23 protein-coding genes are annotated in these 25,987 nt (G+C 52.7%); 7 read left to right on the forward strand and 16 right to left on the reverse strand.

Annotated features, from left to right (window positions below; all coding sequences use genetic code 11):
- Positions 1–14: 14 nt before the first annotated feature.
- The 9 genes from PHN51_08705 to PHN51_08745 form a co-directional block, all read right to left on the reverse strand.
- A complete protein-coding gene (locus tag PHN51_08705) occupies positions 15–1,010 on the reverse strand; it encodes a DUF2889 domain-containing protein (protein ID MDD2818857.1) in 996 nt (331 codons plus the stop codon).
- 87 nt (positions 1,011–1,097) lie between these two features.
- Positions 1,098–2,315: an MFS transporter gene (locus PHN51_08710; GenBank protein ID MDD2818858.1), complete on the reverse strand. Its 1,218-nt coding sequence runs from the start codon at positions 2,313–2,315 to the stop codon at positions 1,098–1,100.
- A gap of 21 nt (positions 2,316–2,336) precedes the next feature.
- A complete protein-coding gene (locus tag PHN51_08715; protein ID MDD2818859.1) occupies positions 2,337–3,608 on the reverse strand; it encodes an MFS transporter in 1,272 nt (423 codons plus the stop codon).
- Positions 3,532–4,743: a CoA transferase gene (locus PHN51_08720; protein MDD2818860.1), complete on the reverse strand. Its 1,212-nt coding sequence runs from the start codon at positions 4,741–4,743 to the stop codon at positions 3,532–3,534. The genes PHN51_08715 and PHN51_08720 overlap by 77 nt, the downstream gene beginning before the upstream one ends.
- Before the next feature lie 150 nt (positions 4,744–4,893).
- A complete protein-coding gene (locus PHN51_08725) occupies positions 4,894–5,613 on the reverse strand; it encodes an ABC transporter ATP-binding protein (protein MDD2818861.1) in 720 nt (239 codons plus the stop codon).
- Positions 5,614–6,420 carry an ABC transporter ATP-binding protein gene (locus tag PHN51_08730; protein MDD2818862.1) on the reverse strand — a complete coding sequence of 269 codons (807 nt, stop codon included), beginning with the start codon at positions 6,418–6,420 and terminating at the stop codon, positions 5,614–5,616.
- 4 nt (positions 6,421–6,424) lie between these two features.
- Positions 6,425–8,443, reverse strand: a complete 2,019-nt coding sequence (locus PHN51_08735; GenBank protein MDD2818863.1) for an ABC transporter permease — start codon at positions 8,441–8,443, stop codon at positions 6,425–6,427.
- Between the two features lie 320 nt (positions 8,444–8,763).
- Entirely contained in the window at positions 8,764–9,999 is a 1,236-nt protein-coding gene (locus PHN51_08740) for an ABC transporter substrate-binding protein (protein ID MDD2818864.1), read from the reverse strand.
- 86 nt (positions 10,000–10,085) lie between these two features.
- Positions 10,086–11,477, reverse strand: a complete 1,392-nt coding sequence (locus PHN51_08745; protein MDD2818865.1) for an ABC transporter substrate-binding protein — start codon at positions 11,475–11,477, stop codon at positions 10,086–10,088.
- A 258-nt stretch (positions 11,478–11,735) separates the two neighbouring features.
- On the opposite strand from PHN51_08745, the gene PHN51_08750 reads away from it, so the two are divergent.
- Together PHN51_08750 and PHN51_08755 are read left to right on the forward strand one after the other, a co-directional pair.
- Complete coding sequence (locus PHN51_08750) at positions 11,736–12,761, forward strand: enoyl-CoA hydratase/isomerase family protein (protein ID MDD2818866.1); 1,026 nt, start codon at positions 11,736–11,738, stop codon at positions 12,759–12,761.
- Positions 12,739–14,043, forward strand: coding sequence for a CoA transferase (locus PHN51_08755; protein MDD2818867.1), 1,305 nt, complete (start codon positions 12,739–12,741; stop codon positions 14,041–14,043). Before PHN51_08750 ends, PHN51_08755 begins: the two co-directional genes overlap by 23 nt.
- On the opposite strand, the gene PHN51_08760 is transcribed toward PHN51_08755, so the two are convergent.
- Positions 14,044–14,559, reverse strand: coding sequence for a DoxX family protein (locus PHN51_08760; GenBank protein MDD2818868.1), 516 nt, complete (start codon positions 14,557–14,559; stop codon positions 14,044–14,046).
- A gap of 153 nt (positions 14,560–14,712) precedes the next feature.
- Here PHN51_08760 and PHN51_08765 point away from each other — a divergent pair, with 153 nt between their 5' ends.
- From PHN51_08765 to PHN51_08775, 3 genes are read left to right on the forward strand one after another with little or no spacing between them, the layout of a single operon-like run.
- A complete protein-coding gene (locus tag PHN51_08765) occupies positions 14,713–15,474 on the forward strand; it encodes an SDR family NAD(P)-dependent oxidoreductase (GenBank protein ID MDD2818869.1) in 762 nt (253 codons plus the stop codon).
- 48 nt (positions 15,475–15,522) lie between these two features.
- On the forward strand, positions 15,523–16,536 hold the full coding sequence (locus PHN51_08770) for an aldo/keto reductase (protein ID MDD2818870.1): 1,014 nt from the start codon (positions 15,523–15,525) through the stop codon (positions 16,534–16,536).
- Entirely contained in the window at positions 16,533–17,207 is a 675-nt protein-coding gene (locus tag PHN51_08775; GenBank protein MDD2818871.1) for a dienelactone hydrolase family protein, read from the forward strand. The genes PHN51_08770 and PHN51_08775 overlap by 4 nt, the downstream gene beginning before the upstream one ends.
- A 24-nt stretch (positions 17,208–17,231) precedes the next feature.
- Here PHN51_08775 and PHN51_08780 read toward each other — a convergent pair whose 3' ends face one another.
- Together PHN51_08780 and PHN51_08785 are read right to left on the reverse strand one after the other, a co-directional pair.
- Complete coding sequence (locus PHN51_08780; protein MDD2818872.1) at positions 17,232–18,329, reverse strand: MBL fold metallo-hydrolase; 1,098 nt, start codon at positions 18,327–18,329, stop codon at positions 17,232–17,234.
- Positions 18,326–19,774, reverse strand: coding sequence for an NAD-dependent succinate-semialdehyde dehydrogenase (locus tag PHN51_08785; GenBank protein MDD2818873.1), 1,449 nt, complete (start codon positions 19,772–19,774; stop codon positions 18,326–18,328). The genes PHN51_08780 and PHN51_08785 overlap by 4 nt, the downstream gene beginning before the upstream one ends.
- Positions 19,775–19,982: 208 nt before the next feature.
- On the opposite strand from PHN51_08785, the gene PHN51_08790 reads away from it, so the two are divergent.
- A complete protein-coding gene (locus PHN51_08790; GenBank protein ID MDD2818874.1) occupies positions 19,983–20,687 on the forward strand; it encodes a GntR family transcriptional regulator in 705 nt (234 codons plus the stop codon).
- 32 nt (positions 20,688–20,719) lie between these two features.
- Here the strand turns inward: PHN51_08790 and PHN51_08795 are convergent, their stop codons facing one another.
- Both PHN51_08795 and PHN51_08800 read right to left on the reverse strand, forming a co-directional pair.
- Positions 20,720–21,631, reverse strand: coding sequence for an enoyl-CoA hydratase (locus PHN51_08795; GenBank protein ID MDD2818875.1), 912 nt, complete (start codon positions 21,629–21,631; stop codon positions 20,720–20,722).
- A gap of 55 nt (positions 21,632–21,686) precedes the next feature.
- A complete protein-coding gene (locus tag PHN51_08800) occupies positions 21,687–22,385 on the reverse strand; it encodes an alpha/beta hydrolase (GenBank protein ID MDD2818876.1) in 699 nt (232 codons plus the stop codon).
- Between the two features lie 39 nt (positions 22,386–22,424).
- Here PHN51_08800 and PHN51_08805 point away from each other — a divergent pair, with 39 nt between their 5' ends.
- Positions 22,425–22,619 carry a heavy metal-associated domain-containing protein gene (locus PHN51_08805; GenBank protein MDD2818877.1) on the forward strand — a complete coding sequence of 65 codons (195 nt, stop codon included), beginning with the start codon at positions 22,425–22,427 and terminating at the stop codon, positions 22,617–22,619.
- 23 nt (positions 22,620–22,642) lie between these two features.
- On the opposite strand, the gene PHN51_08810 is transcribed toward PHN51_08805, so the two are convergent.
- Positions 22,643–23,488, reverse strand: a complete 846-nt coding sequence (locus tag PHN51_08810; GenBank protein MDD2818878.1) for a thioesterase family protein — start codon at positions 23,486–23,488, stop codon at positions 22,643–22,645.
- A gap of 29 nt (positions 23,489–23,517) precedes the next feature.
- Positions 23,518–25,983 carry an MMPL family transporter gene (locus PHN51_08815; GenBank protein ID MDD2818879.1) on the reverse strand — a complete coding sequence of 822 codons (2,466 nt, stop codon included), beginning with the start codon at positions 25,981–25,983 and terminating at the stop codon, positions 23,518–23,520.
- Between the last annotated feature and the right edge of the window lie 4 nt (positions 25,984–25,987).

The following is a 25,987-nucleotide window of genomic DNA, read 5'->3' on the forward strand; positions in this document are numbered from 1 at the left end:
GGTTGTTCTCTCTTTCAGTTCAGCTGGGTAAGCATCACGTCGGTGGAGCGGATAAATCTCATTGCATCATTTAAGTGCGTGCAACCAAGCTCGCCACGAAGGTGAGTTCGCACACCTTCGTCGAGTTGGTTCGGTGTGCGTCCGAGTAGCAGGGTTACATGCTCTGCTGCAAGCGGGCAATCGCCCATCGGCAATGTGCGTGGAGTTGCGTGCGCTGCAACCAATACGCCATCAGCATCAAGCTCGCCAGTTACGACATACTCATGGAGCGCGCCATCTTCATCAATTGCTCGATGCAGTGAATCTCTGAACCACATTTCTATTTCGATTGCACCGTTTTCGCCTCGGTAAATATCAAGGAGGCGCCGACGCTGCATGGTGCCAAAGGAAACTTCTTCTTCGTAATGCCAGGCATCATCGCTATCGATGAGTTGGTGAATCGTTGGTGCAGTTGGCAAGTCACCGAGGATGCTTTCGCCACTTGCTGTAGCGGCAACTCCACCCGCTCGCCATCCTGCGCATGTTCCAACTTGAGGGGAATTGGAAAGAAATCCTGGAGTCTGTGGTGCAGAAACGATGCGGCCGTAGCCAGCGACGTGACGCATCCCGGAAAGTTCATCCAACAAACAACCGATCAATGAACTTTCGGAATAGGCATCACCAAGTGTTGCCACAGCCCCGCGAAAACCGGGACCAATATTTCGGCCCTTCAGTTCTTGCGTCAACGAACGATGGTGCGAGTCATCACTGACATCGATCATCACCAGATTGCCCATGCCATCGGTGCGAGCAGACAACCCTGCAGAGTGTTCCCATGTGATGGCGCCGTCTGGACCAATGGCGATATCTCGGGCAATGCCGCTCAAGATGATTCCTGAGGCCCAATCGGGCTCGGGAGTGCCGTGCAGAGTCACGGTGCGACGCACCGAATTGGCCCGAAGTGGCCACAATGCCGGTATTGGATCATCGATGCCACGAGTAAGCGGAACGCCGACCGTGGAAGATGACATTGCCTACTCCCATCAGGTCTGATTTGCCGTGAATTGTCGGCAATCGATGCCCTCACGGTATCAGTGAAATGCAGGGGTCTGAAGGGGTTATTTGGTAACTGGGATCACGCTTTTGGCGTACCTGGGAAGTACAAGAACAACGAGAAGAACCAACCCAATCACCGAGCACAAGGCCCCGAAGCCGAAGACCGCTCGGTATCCACCGAGCGCGGCTGCGATACCCACCACCAGACCACCAAGGCCCTGTGCAATATCGAAGAACATAGTGAAAGTTGAAATCGCGGAAGGGCGGACCCGGTCATCAACATCGCTCAACACCAAGGCCATTAATCCTGGGTATTGAAGCGCGATGCCTGTTGCGAGTGGGATGAGTGCCAGGTAGATCCCGGGCCAACTTGGGGTGAGCGCCATGATCACCAGACCGATGACGATGAAGCTGGTAGACCAAATCCCTGTTTTACGTGGACCAACCCGATCGGGAATGCGTCGCCCAAAGAGTCGAATCGACAGCACCACTGCGGCATAAAAGAAGAACATCCACTGGACCTGTGAAGTGCCAAGCTCAGGAGCGTAAAGCGGAAGGAAGGCATTCATGCCAACCATCCCGACGATGCCAAGTGCCAAGACGGTGCCAGGCAGCAACGCCGGAAGATAAAACTTTGGTGGCGGCACAGCAGTTGGATCGTCAGATGTTGCCGTGCCCAAATCAATCTTCATATTGCGCAGAGTCAAAATTGGTAAAGCACCTACAAAGGCAATCACTCCCGACAAAACAAAGGCGGACGTGAAGCCGAATGACTTGTAGGTCAGCTGACCAATCACTGGTCCGATTGCCAAACCGATGTATGGAGCAACGGAAAACACACTCGCAGCTTCGGCTCGGCGCCATTCACTGACCCACGACATGATTGTGGACAACATGGCAATGAACATGGCTGCCTGTGCTCCGCCAAGCACCAAGCGCAGAAACACGAGCGTGATGACGTTTGGCGAGAATGACATCAATCCCATGCTTAAAGCGCCAAGGAGCGCGCCCCACATAATGACCTTCACTGCGCCGTAACGAGCCATGCGCGGATTTATCCACGGCCGCACCAAAATTGCAGCAACTGCTTGAATCGCCACAACGATGCCGATGGCCAAATCTGATCCGTGCAGTTCATCGCGAACAAACACAGGAAGCAATGGTAACGTCATTCCGACGCCAACAAAGAACATAAAGGCAAAGAGCAAAATCAAGAAGAACGGTCGAGTGACAAGTCGATCAGCTTGCGCAGCTGATCCAGTGGTGTTTTCAGTCGACACAATTCACGCTTTCTTTGGTCATCACAGCACTCGAGTACTGACAGATCGTTTCATTGCTTCATAGCGAGGAATAACAACGATCAGCAATATGAGAAGTCCTACAAAAGCCATGAACGCAGACGCACCAAATACGGCACGATATCCAGCGGCTGCTGCCACAACTCCCACAAATAGGCCACTTAAACCATTAGAAATATCAAACAACATCGTGAAGGTAGAAATTGCAACCGGACGATCACGATCTTCCACATGTTCAAGGGTTAACGTCAACAGACCTGGGTATTGCAATGCCATACCCATCGCAAAGGGAACGATCGACATGTAGGCCCACCAAGCCCACGGAGTAACTGACAATGCCGCCAACCCAACGATAAGCCCTGTAGTTGCCACGATGCCTGTTCGTTTTGGACCCCATCTGTCTGGCAGTTTGGCGCCAAGGATGCGAAAAGCCAACACAACAACAGAGAGTGTGAGAAAGGCAAACTGCACTTGCATGCCAGGAATCGTTGGAGCAAAGAGTGGAATAAACGCACCGAAGGCGATCATGCCAACAATTCCGAATGCAATGACAACTCCGGGCATTACTGCGCCTGGGTAGAAGCGTTTGGCTGGAAGGCCATCCGTTGGTGGTGCAGGTTTTGGTGCATGCAGGAAGACCATCGGAATAATGCCGATTCCTGCAATAACACCGGCCACGATAAACGTGGCCATGTAATCAAAATTGTGAAAGATCCACTGGCCTAAAAATGGCCCTAGTCCCATGCTGATGTACGGCGCAGCAGAGAAAAGACTGACTGCTTCACCTGCTCGTGACGGCGGAACCCACGAGGTGATGGCAGTGAGCGATCCAATGAAGATGCACGCCATTGCCGCACCGAACAGCAATCGAAGAATGATCAACGAGACCACATTTGGCATGAACCCTGAAAGGCCAATCGAAAACCCCGCAGCTGCAAAGGCGCCCATCAGGATGGGTTTGTACCCCCAAGTATTGAACTTGGGGGTAACCCACGGTCGAATGGCAATTGCAGAAACCGCAGTAATGGCAAAGGTCAAACCAACAGCAACGTCGCCACCACCGAGCGGCCCTTTCACGAACAAAGGCAACACCGGTGTAATCACACCGTTAGCGAAGAACACTCCAAAGGAACCGGCAAAAACAATCAGGTAGCGGCCGGTGAGGATCCGCTCCTTTATTTCAGTTGGCATGGAAGAACTACGCCACCGCTCCTGCTGCTCGGAATCGTGCAATAGCTGCATCATCGAATCCACCGACATCACGAAGTACTTCATCTGTGTGCTCATTGAAGTCAGGCGCACGGTCGCATGGCCCGGAATCTTCATTGAACATCACAGGGGGCATGACAACTGGCTGCGAAGTATCGCCGTACTGAACCGTGCGGATCATGCGATTGGCCTGGACCTGAACATCATCGGGCATTTCTTCAACAGATTGAATTGGTGCCCACACGCCCTTGCTGGTGACAAGAATGGTTTTCCACTCGGCAAAATCCTTCGTTGCGAAAACGTCATCCATGATCGACATGAGGTCGCCGGAATTAGCCATGCGATCAGCTGGTGATCCAAAACGGGGATCTGCAATCAGATCTTCTCGATTCATGTGGCGGCAAAGATCTTCGAATTCGTTTTGATGATCGCCTAAGTGAAGAAGTCCGATGAAGCGGCCATCCTTGGTCTTATAAGTAGCGCCTGACCACTGACCCATTTCGCGAGGGATGTACTTACCCATCTGAGCATTCGCGCCATCAACGACAGAGCCAATAATCGCTGGTGCGTTGAACCAAGTTGCGGTGCCCAGCAGCGATGAGTCAACAACTGTTGCTTCGCCGGTCTTCAATCGATGGAACAACGCAGCAGAAATGCCGCCGGCAAGAACCAAACCAGACATGCCGTCGCCATGGCCCACCATGCCTGATGGGACTTCAGTGCGTGTCACGTTCATGACTGACTGAGCCAGCGACCCGCGATGCCACCAGGTGGCTCCGTCGTATCCGCCACGATGATTCTCTGGGCCAAGTGGTCCACCACCGGTGCCCTTTGCGTAAATGATGTTCGGATTGATGGCACGAAGTTGATCAACATCAAAGCCAAGCTTTTGGCGTGTGTTGGGAAGGAAGCTCGTCAGGAATACATCTGATTCCTTCACTAATGCATATAGCGCTTCTTTACCTTCTGGAGTTGCGAGATCCAACGTGATCGCGCGCTTGCCTCGGTTGTAGTGCTTAAAGAACCAGTGTGCACCATTTGGTTCGAGGCTGCCACCGCCGAATAGGCGCATTGGATCTGGATTTCGAGGGTTTTCAATGTGAATGACGTCTGCACCCCATTCAGCGAGCACTGCTCCAGCTGACGGGCAAAAGGCCCACATTGTTAGATCAAGAACACGAATACCGTCGAGCATTTTCATTGCTGACCTCACTTGTCTCTAGCTCATGTTTTTGCAACCTACGGACTCACCGCTGGCTCTGCAACCGATTTAGAAAATCAATCAGGAATTTCGCAAAAAAGTACGGCCCAGGTGATGAACACCCGGGCCGTACTTGAAAACATTTCGAACTTAGGCTGCGCCCTCACCACTGAGGAAGCCGCGCACAATGCTGTCAGCATTACTGTCAGCAGGTCCGCTCCATACTTCATGACCATGCACCATGAGCAGAGCACGATCTGCGAAGCTCAATGCGCGGTCGATGTACTGCTCAATGAGCACGATCGTCACATTGTTAGCTTCACGCGCCTTACCGAGGGCGGTGTAGATGTCGTCAATGATCAATGGAGCCAAGCCCAGTGAAAGTTCGTCAACAACGATGACTTCTGGGTTTGTGATCAATGCCTTTGCTACAGCCAACATCTGCTGCTCGCCACCTGAAAGTGTGCGGGCCTGCTGCTTACGACGATCGCCGAGCTTTCCGAAAAGGTCGTATGCGCTTTGAACAGCTGCCTTTGGATCAGCCGCCAACTTACGAGCACCCAGCATCAGGTTTTCTTCAATGGTGAGTGTCGGGAAGATTGCGCGACCTTCTGGAAGGTACGACAGCTTGCGCTGTGCGATCAAATATGGCTCAAGATTGGTGACATCGTCGCCATCAAGAATGATGTTGCCTGATGCAGGTGGAAGCAAGCCGGCAAGTGACTTACCGATTGAACTCTTACCTGCACCGTTAGCACCAAGGATGGTGAGGCATTCACCATGCGCAAGTGAGAACGACACGTTGTCAACGGCAAGTGCATCGCCGTACTTGAGCGTGAGGTTTTGAACCTCAAGTTTCGCGTTCGACATTTAGTCCTCCACTGTTCCAAGGTAAGCGGCCTGTACAGCCTTGCTGGCGCGCATTTCTGCTGGGGTTCCACTGTCGATCAATTGACCGAAGTCGAGAACGAAGACTCGATCGCAAATGCCAAACACCAATTCGAGGTCATGCTCAACCAAGATGATGGTGATGTTGCGCTCACGTGCGAGCTTCTTGATCATTTCACCGAGGTTCTCGGTTTCTGAACGGTCAAGACCAGCTGATGGCTCATCGAGCAACATGATCTTCGCATTGGTTGCCAGACAAATTGCAACCTCAAGAAGACGGCGCTGACCAAGGGTGAGGTCTGATGGACCCTTGTCCTTGTCTTTGCCAAGACCAAGTTCATTGATAAGTGCATCTGCACTTTCAATTTCAGCCTTGGAAATGCCGCGGGAGAAAAACGGAATCAACGCAATGATGAAGTTCAAGCTGGTGATGAACTTGCCGGCACGAACCTGCTTGCCGGCACGAGACGCGAGCACGACATGCTCGCGAACCGTCAGTTCGGTAACCAACTGTGGACCCTGGAAGGTGCGAGCCATGCCCATCGACGCACGCTTTTGAGGCGAGGTCTTTCCGACACTTGTTTCACCAACGAAGATCGTGCCTTCGTTTTGTTCCAAGGTTCCTGAAATGCAACCAAGCATCGTGGACTTGCCGGCACCGTTAGGGCCGATCAATCCGGTGATTTGACCTGGTTGCGCGTCAAGACTGACCTTGTTCAATGCCTGCACACCGCCGAAGCGGATGCTGACACCTTCTGCGCGAAGTGTGGTGCTAGTTACGTTTGACATTAGTTCACACTCCTGCTGGAACGTTGGACTTAACTTGGTCATCGTCAATAGGTGCTGGATCATGAAGTGATCCACCACTTATCTTGATGGCAAGACGACGGAATTGAGCACGCACACCTGGCTGGATACCAATTGGATCCTTCACCATGTTGATGGCGACCAGACCGAACAACAGCACTGGAAGATCGACCAAACGCTCTGGCAAGAATTCCGCGAAGATTGCTGGCATCAACAACATCCCCATGCCACCGGCAGCAAGGCCACCCATAGAGCTCGTGCCCTGGGCAACCGCAAGTGCGAACCAGACCAGACCGATCACCATGACGTAACCATTAGGGAACGCGACGAGCTGGAAGCTCGCAACCATCGTGCCACCGATACCTGCAACTGCTGCGCCAAGTGCGAATACACCCAGACGAGCGATGAAGATGTCAAAGCCAAGGGTTGCTGCGCGAACGCGGCTGGCGCGAATCGTTGCAAAGACCAAACCAGTAGTCGAACGGCGAAGTGACCACAGGATGAACATGATGATGAACATGATGACTGCAGCAAACCAGTAGTACTTCTTCGGCGTATCAAAATCCATGCCGAACAAGGTTGGTCGACCAAATGGCAAACCAGATCCGTAGTTTGAGAACTCATCGCGGGTGTAGACCGCTTGGTCAACGAGCAGTGCGAAACCGAAGGTCACGATTGCTGCGTAGAGAGGGCCAAGTGGCAAACACACCATGCCCACGATGGCACCGATGATGCCTGCGACTACGCCGCCAATCAGCATCGCCAACAGAATCGGCACTGTGCCCTTTGCGCCAAATGGCGTGTCGTTGTTCACCACGTATGCCGCGGCAATCACACCCAAACCGGCGAAGCTGATTTGGGAAAGGCTGATGATGCCTGCTTCACCTGTGACAAGTCGGTATGACAAGAACACCACGGTGTATGCAAAGCCAACGGCGAACAGGCCGGTCCAATAATCGTTAAAGACCAGCGGAATGCCGACCATCACGACGATGAGAACTGCGTAGCCAACCCACTTATCCCAGTGGCCCTTTGGATTACGCATGATCGACAAGTAATGCGAAAGCGAAACTTCGTACGCATTGTTGACCGAAGCAACTTCGACCTTTTGCGTGTCAGCGCGAACGTCCTTGTTTCGGCTGTAAATGAGGACTGCGCCCACCATGAACAGGAACGGAAGGCTGGGGCGAAGTGCGGTGCCAAGAAGACCATCAGATGGCAAGTACAGAACGAGAACTTCCTGAACGAGACCAAGGAACAAAGCTCCAAAGAATGCGCGCCACAGGTTGGTGAACTTGCCGATAACTGCACCAGCCATCGAAGCTGCGATGAGGTTGGCGAAGCCGCCTGGGCTCAGGCCCACCTTTGGGAGAACCATCAGACCAGCAAGGCCAGCGACTGCGGTTCCGATTGCCCATGTTGAAGCAACAACGAACTTTGGGTTCGTGCCTGTAAGCACTGTCATGAGTTCTGAGTCCACAGAACCACGGGTGACCAGACCCGCCATTGTCTTATTGAGAACCCAGTAGCCACCAAGAGCGACAATCGCAGCGGTGACGATGATGATGAACTGTTCGTTAGAAACGTTCACATCAAAAATTGAGAAGATGACCGACGGTTCGCCGACTGGGCCGTACACGAGGTACACCGGATCGTGGCCGAAGATCAAGGTGGTTACAGCGACGAGTGCGACCTGAAGGCCGATCATCACAGCAACCTTGGTGAGCGGAGCGAGGTTGCCCAGCTTGCCCAACAAGATCCACCAAAGGAATAGGCCCAGCAATGGACCGGCGATCAACACGACAACTGCCGCAGCAAGCCATGAGTTCCAGCCGAGTCCGGTATCTGGGTTGCTCAAGAAGAAGAAGCAATAGGCCAAGAAGAAGGCCATGCCACCTTGAGCGAAGTTGAAGACGCGTGAAGCGTTATAGGTGATGACCAATGCCATAGCTGACATCGCATAAAGCGCGCCAACGGCAAGGCCAGCAATAACAAAACTGAGCACCTGGGGTCCTCCTGGTCAGGGCCGATCGAATCCGCTTCTGGCGAGGGCCAGATTCGGAACGTACGAGGTGGCATTCAGCGATGGTGGGCTGATCGAAGCCGTTTTCGAGGTTTTCGGCGGATAACGCCTTGTCCCCCTAGACATTAGTTCGCTAAGCGCCTGGGTGCGGGCGCTTTTTGTCCTAATTCATTACAGATGGTGAGGTCGCGAGCCTATGGAGGGAGCAAGGGTCCGTCAAGGGAAACAGCCGAATTGGTTACATCTATTTGTTCACGGAATGTGTTTTAGATGGACATACCTAAAATTGAACAAATGTTCACTTAGGTTTTCAGGAGTTGACCACAGGTTGGACCGGTGTCAGGTAATAAAGAATCACCACGCACGGTGATAAACCAGCTGCACTTGGCAGGGTCGCCGTCAGGTGTGACTCCCGGAGCAAATGAAATCTTTCCGGGCAACATATTGCCGGCGGTGTAGTCAGTGACTCCTCGTTCAATCCGAATGAAGTCTTCTCGAGTTGGGCACTGCCCTGCAGCGCTGAGCCCCGCAATCATCACATCCGCGGCGATATAGCCCAGGGGCGCAAATGATGCATACGGATTTGCTCCCGCAGAAACCATGCCGGCGACATACCGTTTCACTTCGGGAGTGTTGAGTTGCAGCGGTACGAATCCATGAGGAACGCCAATAGCCCCGTCGAGAGCGCCCTGTGCATCGAGCACTGTCGCGGGATCAATGAGTCCATTCACCATGACAGGCATCTGTTCTGCGCCCAAACTCTTCAATGACTTGGTCAACGACTGTCCGACGCTAACCGGGGCAATCACATTGACTGCATCAGCCTTTGATTTGACGATCGCTTTCGCAATCGCAGAAGTGCTGGATGAACTCGACGTCAACGATTGAATGGGAAGTGCTGACTTCAACGCTTGCGATGGCAACGTGGCAACGAATCCTCGTGCGCTGTTCAGCGCGCCAGGTGTTTTCAAGGTAACGGTAGCGATTGATCTAGCTTTGATTTTTCGAAAGCGCTGTGCAGCTGCTGTCGACGTGTAGCCAGTGGAATAAGCACCTGTGACACCAAAAGCGTTGAGGTCAGTTGCATACGGAGGAAGATTAGGAACACCTGCGATAGGAACATTAGCTTGTTTCAAAATCGGATACATTGATTGTTGTTGCGAGGCGGCAATGATGCCAAACACGCCATCCTTCAACGCTTGCTGAGCAACGGAATTTTGAGCTCTGGGATCATTACGATCGTCATAAATTTTCAGGCGAATCTTTCGTCCATTGATTCCATCAAGAGCGTTCATTTCATTCATGCGCAGCTGTGCTGCTACATCAAAGTTTGAAAATGTCGATGCTGCTGTTCCACTTTTTGGGAACACCACTCCAATGGTGATAGTCGAATCTGTGATTCCCGGAACTGTTGCGCAGGTTCGTGACGGTGTTGGTGTTGATGACCCAGAGGCGTTGGTGTCACTACTTGAGTTACCGCACGCAGAGAGGCCCAGAACACAAACCAAACCCATCGAGAGAACTGCGTACAACTTCACGAGTCAATGGTGCGCTATCCCCTGAATAAATGAGACAGCGGGTGCCGAGCTTTCGCTCGGCACCCGCTGCAAGGTGTTCATCACTACTAGCCCTGTACAACAGCCCCAGTTGAGGTGTTGACGTACTTAGCACCACAGGTTGGATTCTTATCCGGAACCAATTGATCACCCTTGGCGATCATGAACCAGGTGCAATCAGCCATGTTGCCATTTGGCGTTGAGCCTGGCTTGAAGCTGATCTTTTCTGGTACCAGACCGTTACCGGTGTAGTTGGAGACGTTGCGCAACTTATTGATGAAGAGATCACGCGTTGGGCATTGGCCGGCTTCCTTGAGACCACGGATCAACAGATCCACACCAAGGTAACCCTGAGGTGCTGCAGCTGAGTAAGGGTTCAAGCCTGCAGCCTTCATGCCGTTTGTGTAGGTGCGTACTGCAGCACGTGGAACACCAACAGGAACCGTGCCGTAGTTGGTGCCGAGCGCACCATCAAGGGCTGTACCCGTCGTACGAAGCACCGCTGGATCTGAAAGACCAACAATGCTCATACCGTTCAGCGTGACGCCCTGCTGCTTCAATGCCTGAGCGATTGATACGCCACCTTCAATGAAGCCAACAATAATCGCGCCGTTTGATCCGGTGCTCTTAATGCGCAGTGCGGTTGCCGTTGCATCATGTGAACCTTGTGGTTCATCAGCGATACGAAGTGACTCAGTGATGCCTGGGACGAGCTTCAACAAACCTGAAGTCGTGTTTCCAGAAATGGCCGCACCAGCCGAGGCATGGTTGATGTTGGCCACTTTAGTGACGCCCATTTCCTTGAGTTTTTGAATCACAAGGAGCGAACCAATTCCGACAGGAGGTGGTGCACCAGTTGGGGCAAAGGCATTGCGATCAGAGTTGAAGGCCTGGTTGTTAAAGCCAGTTACCGGAATATTGGCTGTCTTCAAGGTTGGGAATGCTGAAACAGTTGAAGACTGAAGCGTCAAACCAAACATCTTGTCTGACTGAATAGCCTGCTGAGCGGCCGAGACCTGAGTGGTTGGGCTTGAGGCATCGTCATACACCTTGAAAATAATCTTGCGGCCGTTGATGCCACCCTTAGCGTTTTCCTGGTCGGCACGAAGCTGAGCAGCTTGAGATGAACCGATGTAGTTTGCAGAAGCGGCGCCGGTTTTTGGACCAAGCCAGCCAAGGTTGATCGTGGTTGGCGTGACACCGTCAACTGGTGCGCACTTTGCATTCTTTGCAGCATTACTTGGAGCAGGCGCAGCCTGAGCACCAGTGGCCGCAACTGAAACCACCATTGCCGCGGCAAGACCGCCGACAACAAAGGCCGAGCTACGGCGCTTGTTTGAAGAAACCGACATCAACACTCCCCTAGAGGTGAGCAACTGTGCACCTTGCACAGTTGAGTCGAACCCACTTGCACCGATGTGATCGAGCAAGGTGACGAAAGAGTGACCTTCGATTGACACATTGAAAAGCCCGAATAAGAAAGCGTGTTCAATTCGTTATGAAACTTGGAGTTTTTGACCTGACTTAGTCGACATATGCGAATTCATCTGTATTGCGTGTTAAGTAAGTATTGAGTGGATTAATCTTGCATAGTTGCATCCGTTAAGGTGTTGATGTGCTTGATGCCACAGGCTGGCTTTGGACTAGCCATGAGGTGATCGCTGGCCACCATGAACCACGTGCAGTTAACTATGTTGGTATCAGCGTACCCTTCGCCCGTGATCACCAATTTGACAGCGCTGATTGCTGCTCGGGATTGGTATCCCGAGATCAGCACTCGAGGTGAAGTAACGAATGCTGTTCGATTCATTGATCTAGACCAAGAAATTCCCAAGAATGTCCAAGCTTTGCGTGACCGCGTATGTCTCCTCATTGGCCTGACCAGCAATCCAACCTCGGAAGTACGAGCGGTTTCCAAATTCCTTGACCTCACGCTGACCACTGCAACGATTGATGACACATCGCTCGTCACGGTTGCTGATCTCAATGAAGCCGTTTCGCTGATCGATGCGGCCATGGCCAACCGCGCACGCAGTGCAATGGTGTTAGCAGCAGTACTACGACAAACACCGCAGTTAGATATTTCTGATGCAATTGCTGCAGAAGCTGCGGCTTACTCAACCCTCTTAGCTGGACCTGAATTTGCGGAATGGTTAAGCGCGCGTTCGGTCAAGAAGCTCGAGCCAGCAGCTGAACCGGATCGCGTTCTGACTTCGATTACTGGCAACACACTCAATATTCGAATGAATCGAAAACTGCGACTCAATGCAATTGACGGACCAATGCGCGCTGCACTTGTCGAAGCGTTTGCCATCGCACTTGCTGATCCGACACTTCAAGTGAAAGTCACCGGCGAAGGGTCCTGCTTCAGCAATGGTGGTGATTTACGCGAGTTCGGTTCAACACCTGACGCATCAACTGCATGGGCTGTGCGCATGACACAACATCCTGGTTGGTGCATCGCAGAACTTGCTGATCGCACCACTGTGCATATGCACGGCAAATGCATTGGCGCTGGCGTTGAAATGCCTTCCTTCGCATCGCATGTCATTGCAGATCCGGAAACAACATTCTCGTTGCCTGAATTATCGATGGGTTTGATTCCGGGAGCGGGTGGTTGCGTGAGCATTGCGAATCGCATTGGGCGCTGGCGCACATTATGGATAGTGCTCACCGGAACAACTCTTACTGCGCACGATGCATTGGCGTGGGGATTAATTGATGACATCGCTCCCATCAATTAACGCCACAGATTGGGCGAATCAACTTCTCACCCACGTTGGAAATTCACGGCGCATTGAAGCACCCACATTTGAAAGCGCTCCCTTAACAGATTGGGCGCGCAGTGGCGCCGTCGCCATAACCGGAACACCAAAGCAACCACTGATGCCAACTGGTTTTGCGGCAACGGCTGCCAGAGGTGCGATGTTGGCCTTTGACTCTATTACCGGTTCAACCGGTATTGCAGGAGAGCAACTGCTCGGCGAACGTGCTGCGCTATCAGGTTGGCCACCCAAAGCGCCATGGACGTTAGGTCTGCATTGCCGTGCAGTGAGAACACTTGATGGTTGGTTCGCTCTTTCCCTTGCACGTCCAACTGACCTTGCATATGTGCCTGCCCTCATCAGTGCACCGACAACAAATGAGTGGATCAGTGTTGATGCGTGGGCTCGCACACATACAACTCAAGAAGCAGTAGATCGATGTCGTTTGTTGGGAATGCCAGCGGGCGCAATTGATTCAGTGCCCTCACGTGAGCTGATGCGTATTGAATCGACAGGAAAAAGTGCGGTCCGCGAGCTCAAGGGTATGCGCGTTATCGATCTCTCAACTCTGTGGGCCGGCCCGCTTTGTGGCAACTTGCTGCACACGGCAGGGGCAGAAGTCATCCGAGTTGAAAGTGCATCACGCCCAGATGGAAGCCGTGAAGGTATTCTAGCGTTTGATGATCTTCTGCACCTCGGTCAATTGTCAGTGACCTTTGATCCAGGGAATTTGGATTTTCTGCATGCACTCATCGACACCGCAGACATTGTGATCACTTCTGCGCGGCCACGTGGTCTGGTATCTCTTGACTTAGATCCCCAACGTTGGCTGGCAAATCGAAATAACGGCGTGTGGGTGCAACTCAGTGCTTATGGTTCTACAGGTGAAGAAGCCAATTGGATTGGTTTCGGTGATGACACTGCAATGGCCGCAGGATTAGTGCGTTGGATTGATGGCATTCCGATTCCTGTTGCAGATGCACTCGCTGATCCACTGACCGGCATTCATGCTGCAGTGGCGGCTGCTGCGCTTGCAACACAAGGTGGAACGCACTTGATCGATATTGCGTTGGCAAATGTTGCAGCTGCGACTCGAAGTAATGAATCAGTTATCGATCCGACTCAACTAAACGGGAAGTGGGTCGTCGAAACAGAATTCGGCATTCGTCCCGTAGAACGACCAAAGGCTCGAACTGTTCATGGAACAGCCCGAGCCCTCGGTGCGGATAACGATCTAGTGCGAGCAGAACTCGCGAGTTAGTTACTTCTTTGCAGGTCGGTAAGAAGTTGCGAGCATCAACAATGCGGCACCGGTGCCAAGCACTCCAGCGATGATCGCCCAGTTCACTCCGAACATTTCGATGTTCAATGCATTGTCGACTGACCATTCACCTGAACCACCTGAAGCCAAAGCCAAAGCGGTCAACAAGATGTAGAGCACGTACTCCCAGCCACCCTTGAATACGAAGTAGCCCTTACCGCGGTGATCGGTCAACATGGCGACAACCATCAGGCCAACCACACCAGCGGCACTCAAGCCGGTGAGGAAACCAATGGTGATCGCAATACCGACTGCCATTTCGGTGCCAGCTGCAACGCGTGCATGAACCCAGCCTGGCTTCAGTCCAAGGGATTCAAACCAACCGGCAGTGCCCTTGAGGCCACCTGCGCCGAACACCTTGTTGTAGCCATGGACGAACAGCATTGGGCCGATGGCCAAGCGAATGAGCAGCATGGCGAGGTTATAAAAGTTGAGATCTGTAGAGATCGTGTTCATTGAAGTTCTCCTTGGCAAGCGAAGTGTGATGTTCGACGGCGTTTGGGCATACGCCCCACGAAGGGTCGGCTACACAGTTATGGTGGTGAGTATCCCATCAAAAGCCGCGGACCGGGCGTTAGTTCGGGCAAATTCGGAACAGGACTTCTCGTTATGCAGATCGCAGGAATCAGCGCAGTAATCACCGGAGCTGGGTCAGGCCTTGGTCTTGCCACGGCAAAAACGATGGCTGCGGCCGGTGCCAACGTGGTGATCGTTGACCTTCCTTCCTCAAATGGTGAAGCCGAAGCCGCAGCAATCGGTCCAAATGCCGTGTTTGTCGCTGCTGATGTGCGCGATGAGGATCAGATCAAGGTGGCCCTCGATGCTGCCGAAGATATGGGTCCACTTCGCCTGGTCGTGAACTGCGCAGGAATCGCAACTCCTAACCGTGTGATGCGTAAGGGAGTTGCAACTGCTCAAGCCGAGTTCGAGCGCGTGATCTCCATCAACTTGCTTGGCACGCTCAATGTGATTCGCCTGGCTGCCGAGCGTATGTCGGTGACCGAACCCGCAGGTGAAGAACGCGGCGTCATTGTGAACACTGCATCGGTCGCCGCATTTGATGGTCAAGTTGGTCAGGTCGCTTATGCCGCTTCAAAAGCGGGCGTTGCTGGCATGACCTTGCCACTGGCTCGCGATCTCGCTCAATTCCTTATTCGCGTCATCGCTGTTGCACCTGGAACCTTTGAAACACCGATGGTTGCCGGGCTTCCACCGGAGGCAGTGAAGTCACTGGGTGATCAAGTTCCGCACCCAAGTCGCCTAGGTAAGCCTGAAGAATACGCAGCACTTGTGAAGCACATTGTGGAAAACCCAATGATCAACGGCGAAACTATCCGCATTGACGGCGCTATCCGCATGGCACCTCGCTAAACACCACCGCACACCAACACTTCTTCACCTTCAACCTTTGGAGTCAATGTGTCACTTCCAACTCACACTTTGGGAACAGGTGCTGCTGCAGTAGACGTTTCATTGCAAGGCCTCGGTGGCATGGGCATGAGCATGGTGTACGGAACGCGCGATGATGTTGAGTCCACCGCAACACTGAATAAGGCGCTCGATCTTGGCGTGACTTTCTGGGACACCGCCGACGTTTACGGCCCGCATCACAATGAAGAACTCATTGGCAAGGTGCTGCAGACGCGTCGCGATGAAGTCGTGCTCGCAACGAAGTTTGCTAACCATTTGGTAGACGGCAAGATGACGATTACTGGCGATCCTGCGTATGTGAAGCAAGCCTGCGATGACAGTTTGAAGCGTCTTGGAATCGACACGATTGATCTGTACTACTACCACCGTGTTGATAAGAACGTACCGATCGAAGATACCTGGGGCGCAATGGCTGAACTCGTTGCTGCAGGAAAAGTTCGCTACTTAGGTATTAGCGAGGCTGCACCGGAAACCATTCGTCGTGCACATGCAGTGCATCCCATGACTGCCGGTCAATATGAATGGTCACTTTTTACGCGCGATGTAGAAGTAGATGGCGTGCTTGCCACCTGCCGCGAACTGGGCATTGGCATGGTTCCCTACTCTCCTCTTGGTCGCGGAATCCTCACGGGCACGATTCAGAACACGGATGAACTTGTGGCAAATGACTGGCGCCTGACCAATCCACGCTTCCAGGGCGAGGATTTTGATGCCAACCTCAAGCTTGTTGCCCAGTTGAGTGAATTTGCTGCGGCTCGTGGCATCACTCCTGCGCAGTTCGCATTGGCTTGGGTGCAATCCCAGGGCTCAGATGTGGTGCCAATTCCTGGCACCAAACGCCGCAAATATCTAGAAGAGAACGTTGCAGCAGCAACCATTCAATTAACTCCTGCGGAACTTGATGCGGTGAATGCCATTGCCCCTTATGGTGCTGCTGCAGGTGGCCGATACGCAGCTGCTGCGATGGGCAGTCTCACTGCGACAACGAAGGAGAAGTCATGACCGCACCACTCACGATTCGCAAGCCAGCCGGAAACCCCAAGGGTGGCGTCGTTGTGATCCAAGAAGCCTTCGGTGTCACTGCGCACATTGAGGATGTGTGTGATCGCCTAGCTGAAGCGGGTTACCTTGCGGTTGCTCCAGCGATGTTCCATCGCCAAGGCTCACCTATCGTGGCGTATGACGACATCCCGGCAGCAATCGAAGTGATGTCGCAACTCACGCCTGCTGATATGGCAGCAGATGTTGATGATGCACTTGAGTACTTGCAGTCAGAAGGACTTACGCAAGCGCAGTGCGGAATCACCGGTTTTTGCATGGGCGGCACTGTTACTTACAACACCGCAGTGCGCTTGAAGTTAGGTGCAGCAGTCACCTTCTACGGTGGCGGTGTTGCTAAAGGTCGCATGGGTTATGAATCATTCATTGACCAAGTAGACAAGCTGCAGACTCCATGGCTTGGTCTGTTCGGTGACCTGGACCGCGGCATTCCTGTTGACGATCTCGAGGTTCTGAAGATTGCTGCGGGTGAAGCAAAGGCAGACGTTGAAGTTGTGCGTTACCCCGACGCTGACCACGGCTTCCACTGCCCAGATCGCCCAGCGGTATTTCATCAGGCTTCATCAGATGACGCTTGGAAGCGAACCATCGCATTCTTCGACGCGCACCTGTAAAACCAATACCAGCGGTATGAGTACTTAGCCAAGTGCTGCTGGGAACCACGCGTCCGTGGTGATCAGATCACCTTCATACATACGACCATCGCGTGGAATGTTATTGATGAGCCCGCGGCGTTCTAGGTGCACGATGTGGGCGAGGGTTTCTCCCATTGCTGCGCGACGCAGCATGCCGTGCGTGTTGTCCCACCCATGTGACCAACTAAGTTTCGATGAGATCTCATACGTGCCAGCGCCTGGGTGCTCACTAATTGCATTGAGTACTTCTGTGAGCCGTTCCTCATGATGCACATTCATTTGCTCAATACGCGCATCTAAACCGCTGAAGCGATACTCGTGAGCGGGCAGGATTTCTTCGGGATTCATGCCACGCATGGCGTTGAGTGAATCGATATACAAACCAAGCGGATCACCATGTTCACGTGGATGCACAGAGATATGGGGAGAAATACGTGGCAGCACATGATCACCACTGATTAAGAGATCGTGCTTTTCATCGATGAAACACACGTGACCTGGCGAATGGCCTGGCGTCCATAGCGTGCGAATGTGTTGTGCGCCGGGAAGTGGGCGTTCGCCGTCGACGATTAAACGATCTGCCTTGGGAATCTTTGCAAACTCTACGAATTGGCCTGCATCGATAATGAGATCAGGCATGTCGCTTTCTTCAACACCAGCCTTGATCAACCATGTTTCACCAGCGCGTTTGAATACTTCTGGATCTACGTCGAAATCCACTTCGATTTGATCAAGCTCATGCATGGCAATCCAGGCACCAGACGCATCGCGAATACGGCCAGCTAGACCAAGGTGATCTGCATGGTTGTGGGTAACAAGCACACCTTCGACATCGGTAATTGAATAGCCAATGGACTGGATACCGTCGTTGAGGTTCTCCCAGGCTTCATCAACTGGCCAACCCGCATCCACCAACACAATGCCATTGGGCACTTCAATGACGTAGACATTGACGTAACGCAATGGATTGTTGGGGAAGATGACTGGAATCGACCAAAGCCCTGGGCGCACCAACTCAACAGGTGGTAATTCCCTTACCCGCCAAGCCTCTTTTTGCAGATGACCAGTGACGGTGATGTGTGGTCGATCGGTAATTGTCACAATGAAATGCCAAGCACCTTTGAGTCGAGGTATTCAAGGATGCCTTCACGTGCACCCTCGCGACCCAATCCACTTTCCTTAATACCGCCGAATGGAACAGCTGCGGAAGTTGGATTGATGTCGTTGATACCGATCATGCCGAATTGAAGAGCTTCAGCTGTTTTGAATGCCCGGCTCAAACTAGGTGTGTAGACGTACGCAGCCAAACCGTATTCAGTGTCGTTTGCCATTGCGATGATGTCGTCTTCGTCATCAAATTCAATAACAGGCACCATCGGTCCGAAGGTTTCTTCGCGATAGATCAACATGTCTTCGGTGACACCAGTGAGCACAGTAGGTGCCCAGAACAAGCCCTTATCTAAGCCGTTTTCGGTAAGGCGCTTGCCACCGGTTGCAACAGTTGCGCCCTTTGCTACTGCATCAGCAACTTGGCGTTCCATCTTGTCCATTGCATGTTCGTCAATGAGTGGGCCAACAGTGACCTTGTCATCAAGTCCATGACCCGCCGGCATTGCAGCCATCCGCTCGGTCAACACTTCAGTGAACTTCGCAGCAATTGACTTGTGCACAAACAAACGGTTTTGTGAAATACAGGCCTGACCAGTGTTGAGTGACTTCAATGCTGCAGCACCCTTCGCGGCGTTCACTGGATCTGCATCTGCAAAGACGATGAATGGTGCGTGGCCGCCAAGCTCCATCGATACGCGCTTCATTGTTGAAGCAGCCTTGGAGGCGATGAGCTTGCCGACTTCAGTTGAACCGGTGAAGCTGATCTTGCGCACTGTTGGGTTGGTAAGAATTTCTTCGCCAACATTGACTGGGTCAGATGTGGTCACCAAGTTCACGACACCAGCAGGAACGCCAGCCTCCTCAAGGATTTTGATTGTTGCAATTGCGCAAAGTGGTGTTTGTTCAGCTGGCTTGACGACGATCGTGCAACCTGCAGCAAGCGCGGGGCCAATCTTGCGAGTCAACATTGAGATTGGGTAATTCCATGGAGTGATCGCTGCTGCAACACCAACGGGCTGCTGCAACACCATGAAACGGTGATCAGCGCGCGAAGACGGAATGGTTTGGCCATAGACGCGCTTAGCTTCTTCTGCGAACCAGGACAGGAAGTCAGCGGCATACGTGACTTCGGTGCGAGCCATGCGAATTGGCTTGCCTTGCTCCTTGGTCATCAACGTGGCGAGCTCATCGCGCTTGGCCAACATCAGCTGGTTGGCCTTCATCAAGATGGCAGCGCGTTCATAGGCGGTCTTCGCTGACCAAGCAGGGAAAGCTTCTTTTGCCGCAGCGATTGCTCGAACCATGTCTTCGCGAGTGCCATCGGCTGCTTGGCCAAGGACCTCGCCCGTAGCTGGGTCAGTTGAGTCAAAGATGGCACCTGATGAACTTGGGCCCCATTCGCCACCGATAAACAGCATCTCTTCGTTCTCCCTCACGGTATGTTCGCGTTTGCTCAAACCATTAGTTATCTTATTGTGTTATTCGCACCCCTTGGGTGGCTTCAACCCATTGCCTTTGGGCTAATAAGGCGTATCATTCGCCTGATCCTCCGTCGGGGGTGTGATTTCAGGAGGTCTGGGGTTGACCACGCAAATGCCGCCACTTAGCGCGGAGCCAGTTCACGTCCCTAAGACTGCAGAGGTCGTGGCCCAGGCCATTCGCAATCAAATCGTCCGCGGCGATATTGCCGAAGGTGCAGCACTGCCAAGCGAAGCCGAACTCATGGTCCACTTCGGAGTCTCGCGCCCTTCTTTGCGTGAAGCCTTCCGCATTCTTGAATCTGAGAAGCTCATCACTGTTCGTCGCGGTTCCCGTGGCGGAGCACGTGCAACTCGGCCGGACGTATCTGTTGCCGCTCGATACCTTGGATTGCTTATGCAATTCGACGGCGTGCTCTTAAGCGACGTGTTCGAGGCTCGCGCCATGATCGAACCACTTGCTTTGCGCTTGCTTGCACGTCGGGAGAATCGTCAAGAAGCAGCAAATGAGCTGTTGGCGATTATGGATGAAATTGTTCCAGGTGTTGATGCACGAGTTCGCGTTGATGTGTGGAGTCGTTTCTACGCTCATTTGTTTAAGAGCTGCGGAAACAAAACACTCGAACTGTTGTACGGAACATTGACTGAAGTAGTTCGCAGCGAACTCACGGATTCGATTTCATCTGAAGACGAAGAAACGACAAATCCCAACTGGAAGAAGACCATTGTTAAGGCAATGAGTTTTGTTGCAGAAGGTAAGGGCGATGAAGCAGCCAACTACTGGATGAAGCAGATGTTGCTCATTGAAGCGCGTGTGCAAGAGGCACATCAGCGCCGCACCCTGATAGACGCAACGGTGGCCTTCTCCTAAGAGAAGACCACCGCTGATTGTCTGTGTGAGTCTTACGCCTTGTAAGGATCCGAAACTCGTGGATCGCGTGGCATAACCTTTGGTGCTGAACGCCAATCAGGTGTGCCATCTTCTGGCAAACCTGCTGGGTAACCATCATGAATTTCAGCCCAGTGTGAATGGTTCAACTGGTGCAAGGTGAAGCAGGCCTGCAACGCGTTGTAGAAGCCCATGTTGTCAACGGTTTGGTTCACTGATTCCTTGATCAGCAACGCAGCCATGGTTGGAAGTTGAGCAATGCGGCGTGCGTATTCCAACGTGCGCTCGGAGAGCTCATCAGTTGGGAAGATCTTGCTGACCATGCCAAGTTGGAAGGCTTCTTCAACTTCAACTGAATCGCCGGTGAGCAAAAGTTCCTTGGCTCGACGTGGGCCGAACTCCCATGGGTGACCGAAGTACTCAACACCACACATACCCAAACGTGCACCAACAACGTCAGCGAACTTTGCGTTCTCAGCAGCAACGATGAGATCGCATGCCCACACCAACATCAAGCCGGCTGCGAATGTCGTGCCTTGCACCTGAGCAATCGTGATCTTGCGCAGGTTGCGCCAACGCAGTGTGTTCTGGAAGAAGTAATGCCATTCCTGAAGCATGCGGTTTTCAGCGCCAACGCGAGTGCCACCGTTGATCAAGCGGGTTGGATGCTCACCCGGACCACCCTTTTCGTATTCAGCCATTGCCTCAGCTGAACCAAGATCGTGACCTGAGGAGAACAAAGGTCCAACACCACCAAGAATGACCACGCGAACCTGGTCGTCCTTCTCTGCCTTCATGAACGCGTCATCAAGCTCAACAAGCAAACCACGGCTCTGAGCGTTACGGGTTTCCAGGCGGTTCAACATGATTCGGGCGATTTTGCCGTCGTCAAAGGTTTCGTACGTTACGAACTTGTAGTCAGACACAGTGCTCCACTCATAGGTACTTAAATCTCGTAGCCTGAAGTTAGAGCACTCAGGCCTATTCCGAGAAGTGAATCAGCAAATCGGCGAAGGTTTTCGTCATTGAAAGCATAGGAGAGTGGTCACACTCCAACTCCACGTAGCGAGCCGCCGCGATCTGTTGGGTAGCTCTGCGCATTGGTTCTGGATTGGTCAATTCATCTTGAGTACATGCAATGGTCAAGGTTGGCACTTCTGGCCAGGCCCACAAAGGTGATGGCTCGACAAAGGATTCCCAATACTGGCGCCGCAGTTGGCTTGCAGCCCATCGGGCGACCTCAGGCTCACAGGTGTTGAACATCAACGCGATGGCCTCATCCATGGGAACTTCGGTGCTGCCATCTTCGTGGCGGATGATCTGCGCTGATCGGTAATGCTCGGTATACAAATCCGGGTTTCGATCTCGCTGCTGCGCAGCGCTAACATCAAATTCAGGGAAGAGGGCGGCCACCATCACAACGCCAGCAGCCTTGGGGTGAGTTGCAACAAATGGCGCGACCAACCCAGCAAGCGAATGGCCGACCACGATCACGTCACCATCCATCTCATCCATAGCCGCAAAAGCAAGAGCTGCGTCAGTGCCAATGGAACCTCCTGGTTGATCACCGGGCAGTTCAATTGCAAGAGATGTAATCCCTGCCTGCGTCAACAACTCCCGGACAGGATCCCAACACCAGGCTCCATGCCAAGCCCCATGGATGAACAGAAATGACTTCACGGTTGGACCATAACGGCTGCCCTAGGCAAAGATAGGAACATGACAACGTTAAAAGTAAGTGGTATGACCTGCACGAACTGCGTTCGTCATGTCACTGAAGCAGTGAACTCAGTTGCTGGCGTGACCAGCGTTGACGTCAATCTTGATGCAGCAACGGCAACCGTTGAGGGTTCGCCCGATTCAGCAGCATTGATCGCCGCAATCGTTGCAGCAGGTTACGAAGCCTCGCTCTAGGAGCGCTGCCCGTACGCTCGGAGTTACGCCTTTACACGTGGTGCGCGGGTCAGCACTTCTTGCACGTACGAGGCGACAAGTAGACCCTCGCGGTTGTAAACCTTGCCATTACTGACTCCGCGACCGTGATAACTCGACAATGGCTCCGCAGTGAAGAGCAACCAATCATTGGCATTAACGGGGCGATGGAACCACAACGCATGTTCCATAGTGACGACCAAACTGCCATCTGGAATATCTCGACCAGGGGCTTGTGCCGCACCGACCACCATGTAATCGGAAATGAATGCGACAACTGCTGCATGCAACATGTGATTGTCAGGCAGTTCAACATATGGGCGAACCCAAAAGGGATGTACTTGTGGAACCCGATGTCCAGGCCCGCGAAGGCTTGGGCCGTTGATTGGTCGCACATCAATGGGATTCATGAATGGTAAGTAGGTTTCATCAGTCACAAGGGATTCCGGATCTGGGTAATCAAACACAACATCTGGAGCCCAATCAGGCCCTTCTTCACCAGTGTGGAACGAAGCCTGCATAAGCAATGGTGTTAAGTCACCCATCTTGACTGTGACCTGACGCATCGCAAAAGCGCGCGTATCGCGAAGCACATCAACATGCATGCGCAATTCATGTCCGGACTTACCTGAGTCAATGAAATTGGCATGGAGCGACTGTGGCCACATCTGTGGATTCACTGTCGCGCTTGCTGCTTCTAAGGCGAAGGCGAGTGTGTACCCACCGAAAAGGTGTCCATTTTCACCAACTGCTGTGCCACTAAAAAGAAATTCACCGAGGGTGTTGAGTTTCAGTAGCGTTTCAAAGTTTTGTTCATGCACAGATAGAGACATTACTTCAATGACACTCACTCAAAGATGAAAACGAAAGGATCGACTGCTTAGTCGAGTGTGATCTTCGGCAAAATCTTGTTGAGCCAACCCGGCAACCACCAATTGGAACGACCGAAAAGTGACATCAGCGACGGCACCAAGATCAGACGAACGATGAAGGCATCGATCAATACTGCCGAACCAAGAGCAATACCAAACAACTTGATTGTCGGATTCGTCGTTGGGATAAACGAAATGAAGACGCTGGCCATAATCGTTGCTGCGATCACGACAACGCGACCCGATCCCGCCAAGCCTCGGCGAACTGCTGTTTGGTTATCGCCACTCTTATGCCATTCCTCTTGCATGCGACTCACCAGGAAAACTTCATAATCCATTGATAAGCCAAACAAAATTGCAAACACCATCACCGGCAAGAACGGCAGGATTGGGCCTGTTCCGTATACCCCAAGCAGTGAAGACAGCGTTCCGTTTTGGAAGACCGCGACAGTGATACCTAACGCACCCGCGAAACTAACCAGGCTCGTGACTGCTGCAGTGAGCGGAATAACGAGTGAGTGAAACAGCATCATGAGCGCGACGAAGCCAAGCCCAATAACGAGCAATAAGAACAGCGGCAGTTTGCTTTGCAGCATAGAAGTGAAGTCAGTCGAAACCGCCTGAGTTCCGCCGACGTAAATCGTTGCGGAATCAGCAACCTTTGGTGCAGTGACCTCTCGAATTCGGTCCAGAGTTTCGGCCGTTGCTTCAGCTTGCGGGTCAGTTGTTGGCTGAACAAGCACTGAAGTGATCGTTCCATCCGGGCTGAATGCTGACTTACTTCCCTTCAGCAAGATCACAAACTTTGAATTCGGAAGCGTGCTGGCAACTCCAGGTGTTTCTTCCAAAGCTTTGACAACAGTGCTCAACTCAGCAATGTCACGCGGAGTCTTAAGTTTTACCGCGACGAAGAATTCACCTCCGGATCCCGCTCCATAGCCCTTTGACATCAAATCAAAACTATTGCGCAGTAATGATCCTGGCGGTTGTGTTCCGTTATCCGGAAAACCTAACTGCAATGAAAGTGCCGGAGCGGCCAGAACGCCAATGAACACCAGAGACAACACCGCTGGAATCAATGGTTTGCGTTGCAGTAAAGCACCGTACTTTGACCACTTGCTTTCATCAAGATCAACCACTTTGGGATGGCGAGCCCACGGCATCCGAATGCCCATGGCCTTGTGACCAAGCAGCGACAACAGCGCTGGCAACATCCATAGCGCAGAAAGCATCACCATTAATACGGTGGCAGCAGCCGCAACTGCTAGACCATTGAAGAACGAGATGCCAAGCACAAACATGCCTAGGAGCGCAACGATCACAGTGGATCCCGCAAACAACACAGCTCGGCCCGCTGTTGAAACTGCCTTTATCGCTGCTTCTTTTGGCTCAAGCTCATCAAGCCCTTGCTTGTAACGATTCATGATGAACAACGCGTAGTCGATACCAACGCCCAGTCCGATCATCATTGCCAGTGTCGGTGCAAATGATGCAATGTTCAACACATTGCTTGCGACGCCAACGAGCAACAGGCCACCTACAAGCCCTGTCAGGGCAACAACAATAGGAAGACCCGCAGCAATCAACGAACCGAAGGCAATGAGCAAAATAATAATGGCGACAAGTAAGCCAATGGCTTCACTTGAATCAGGAGTTCCACCCGCAGCTGCCAAGGCACTTCCACTTGCACCAATGGTGAGTGCAGGAGTGTTCGCATCAAGAATCAAATTTTGAATGTCGGTTGCTTCAACAACACCCGGCGCGGTGCCATCGAAAGTGACCGTCGCATACGCAACTGTCTTGTCTTTGGAAATTGGGCTCGTGGCATTGATTGCTGCTTGACCAGCTGGCACGTATGTGTTCCAAATTTCGTTTGCAGCGTCCACTGCTTGGCGCAATTTCGCAACATCCCCAGGTAGGGCCTTCGCAATCGCTGCCCACTGAGTTGCATCCGCTTTCGCGAGCCAAGCAAGGGTTGTTGCGATCTTTGCCAGATCGTCACCATTTGCCTCAGCAATTGGATACAGCTTGGGGATCGCGGCGAGGAGTTGCGCAAGTTGTTTCTCAGTGATTCCAAGTTTCTTCGTGACGGCTGCGACGATTGCAGCGGAAAGATCACGCGGGCTAGCTGCTGGGCACTTCTTCCCATAGTTCTTTTCGTAAGGGCCAATAACACATTGCACGCCATCAAAGGTGGAGAGATTGTCCATCAGGGGGTCGATCGATTTGCGGACTGCAGCAGTCTCAACAGTGCCGCTTGTGGGTGACCACACCATTTGCATCGTGACGTTGGGCTCAGCTGAGGCCGGCAATTCCTGAAGGAGGTCTTGTGCGATCTGCGATTGCGAACCTGGCAGAGCAAAACTGTTGTTGTATGAGGGTTTGAGAGCGGCCGAGGCACCCACTAATCCGATGAGCACCGCCACCCATGCAATGAGTGCGATCAACGGGTGCCGAATAGCCCAACGACTCATACTT

It is taken from the genome of Candidatus Nanopelagicales bacterium (assembly GCA_028687755.1).
GTDB lineage: Bacteria > Actinomycetota > Actinomycetes > S36-B12 > S36-B12 > UBA11398.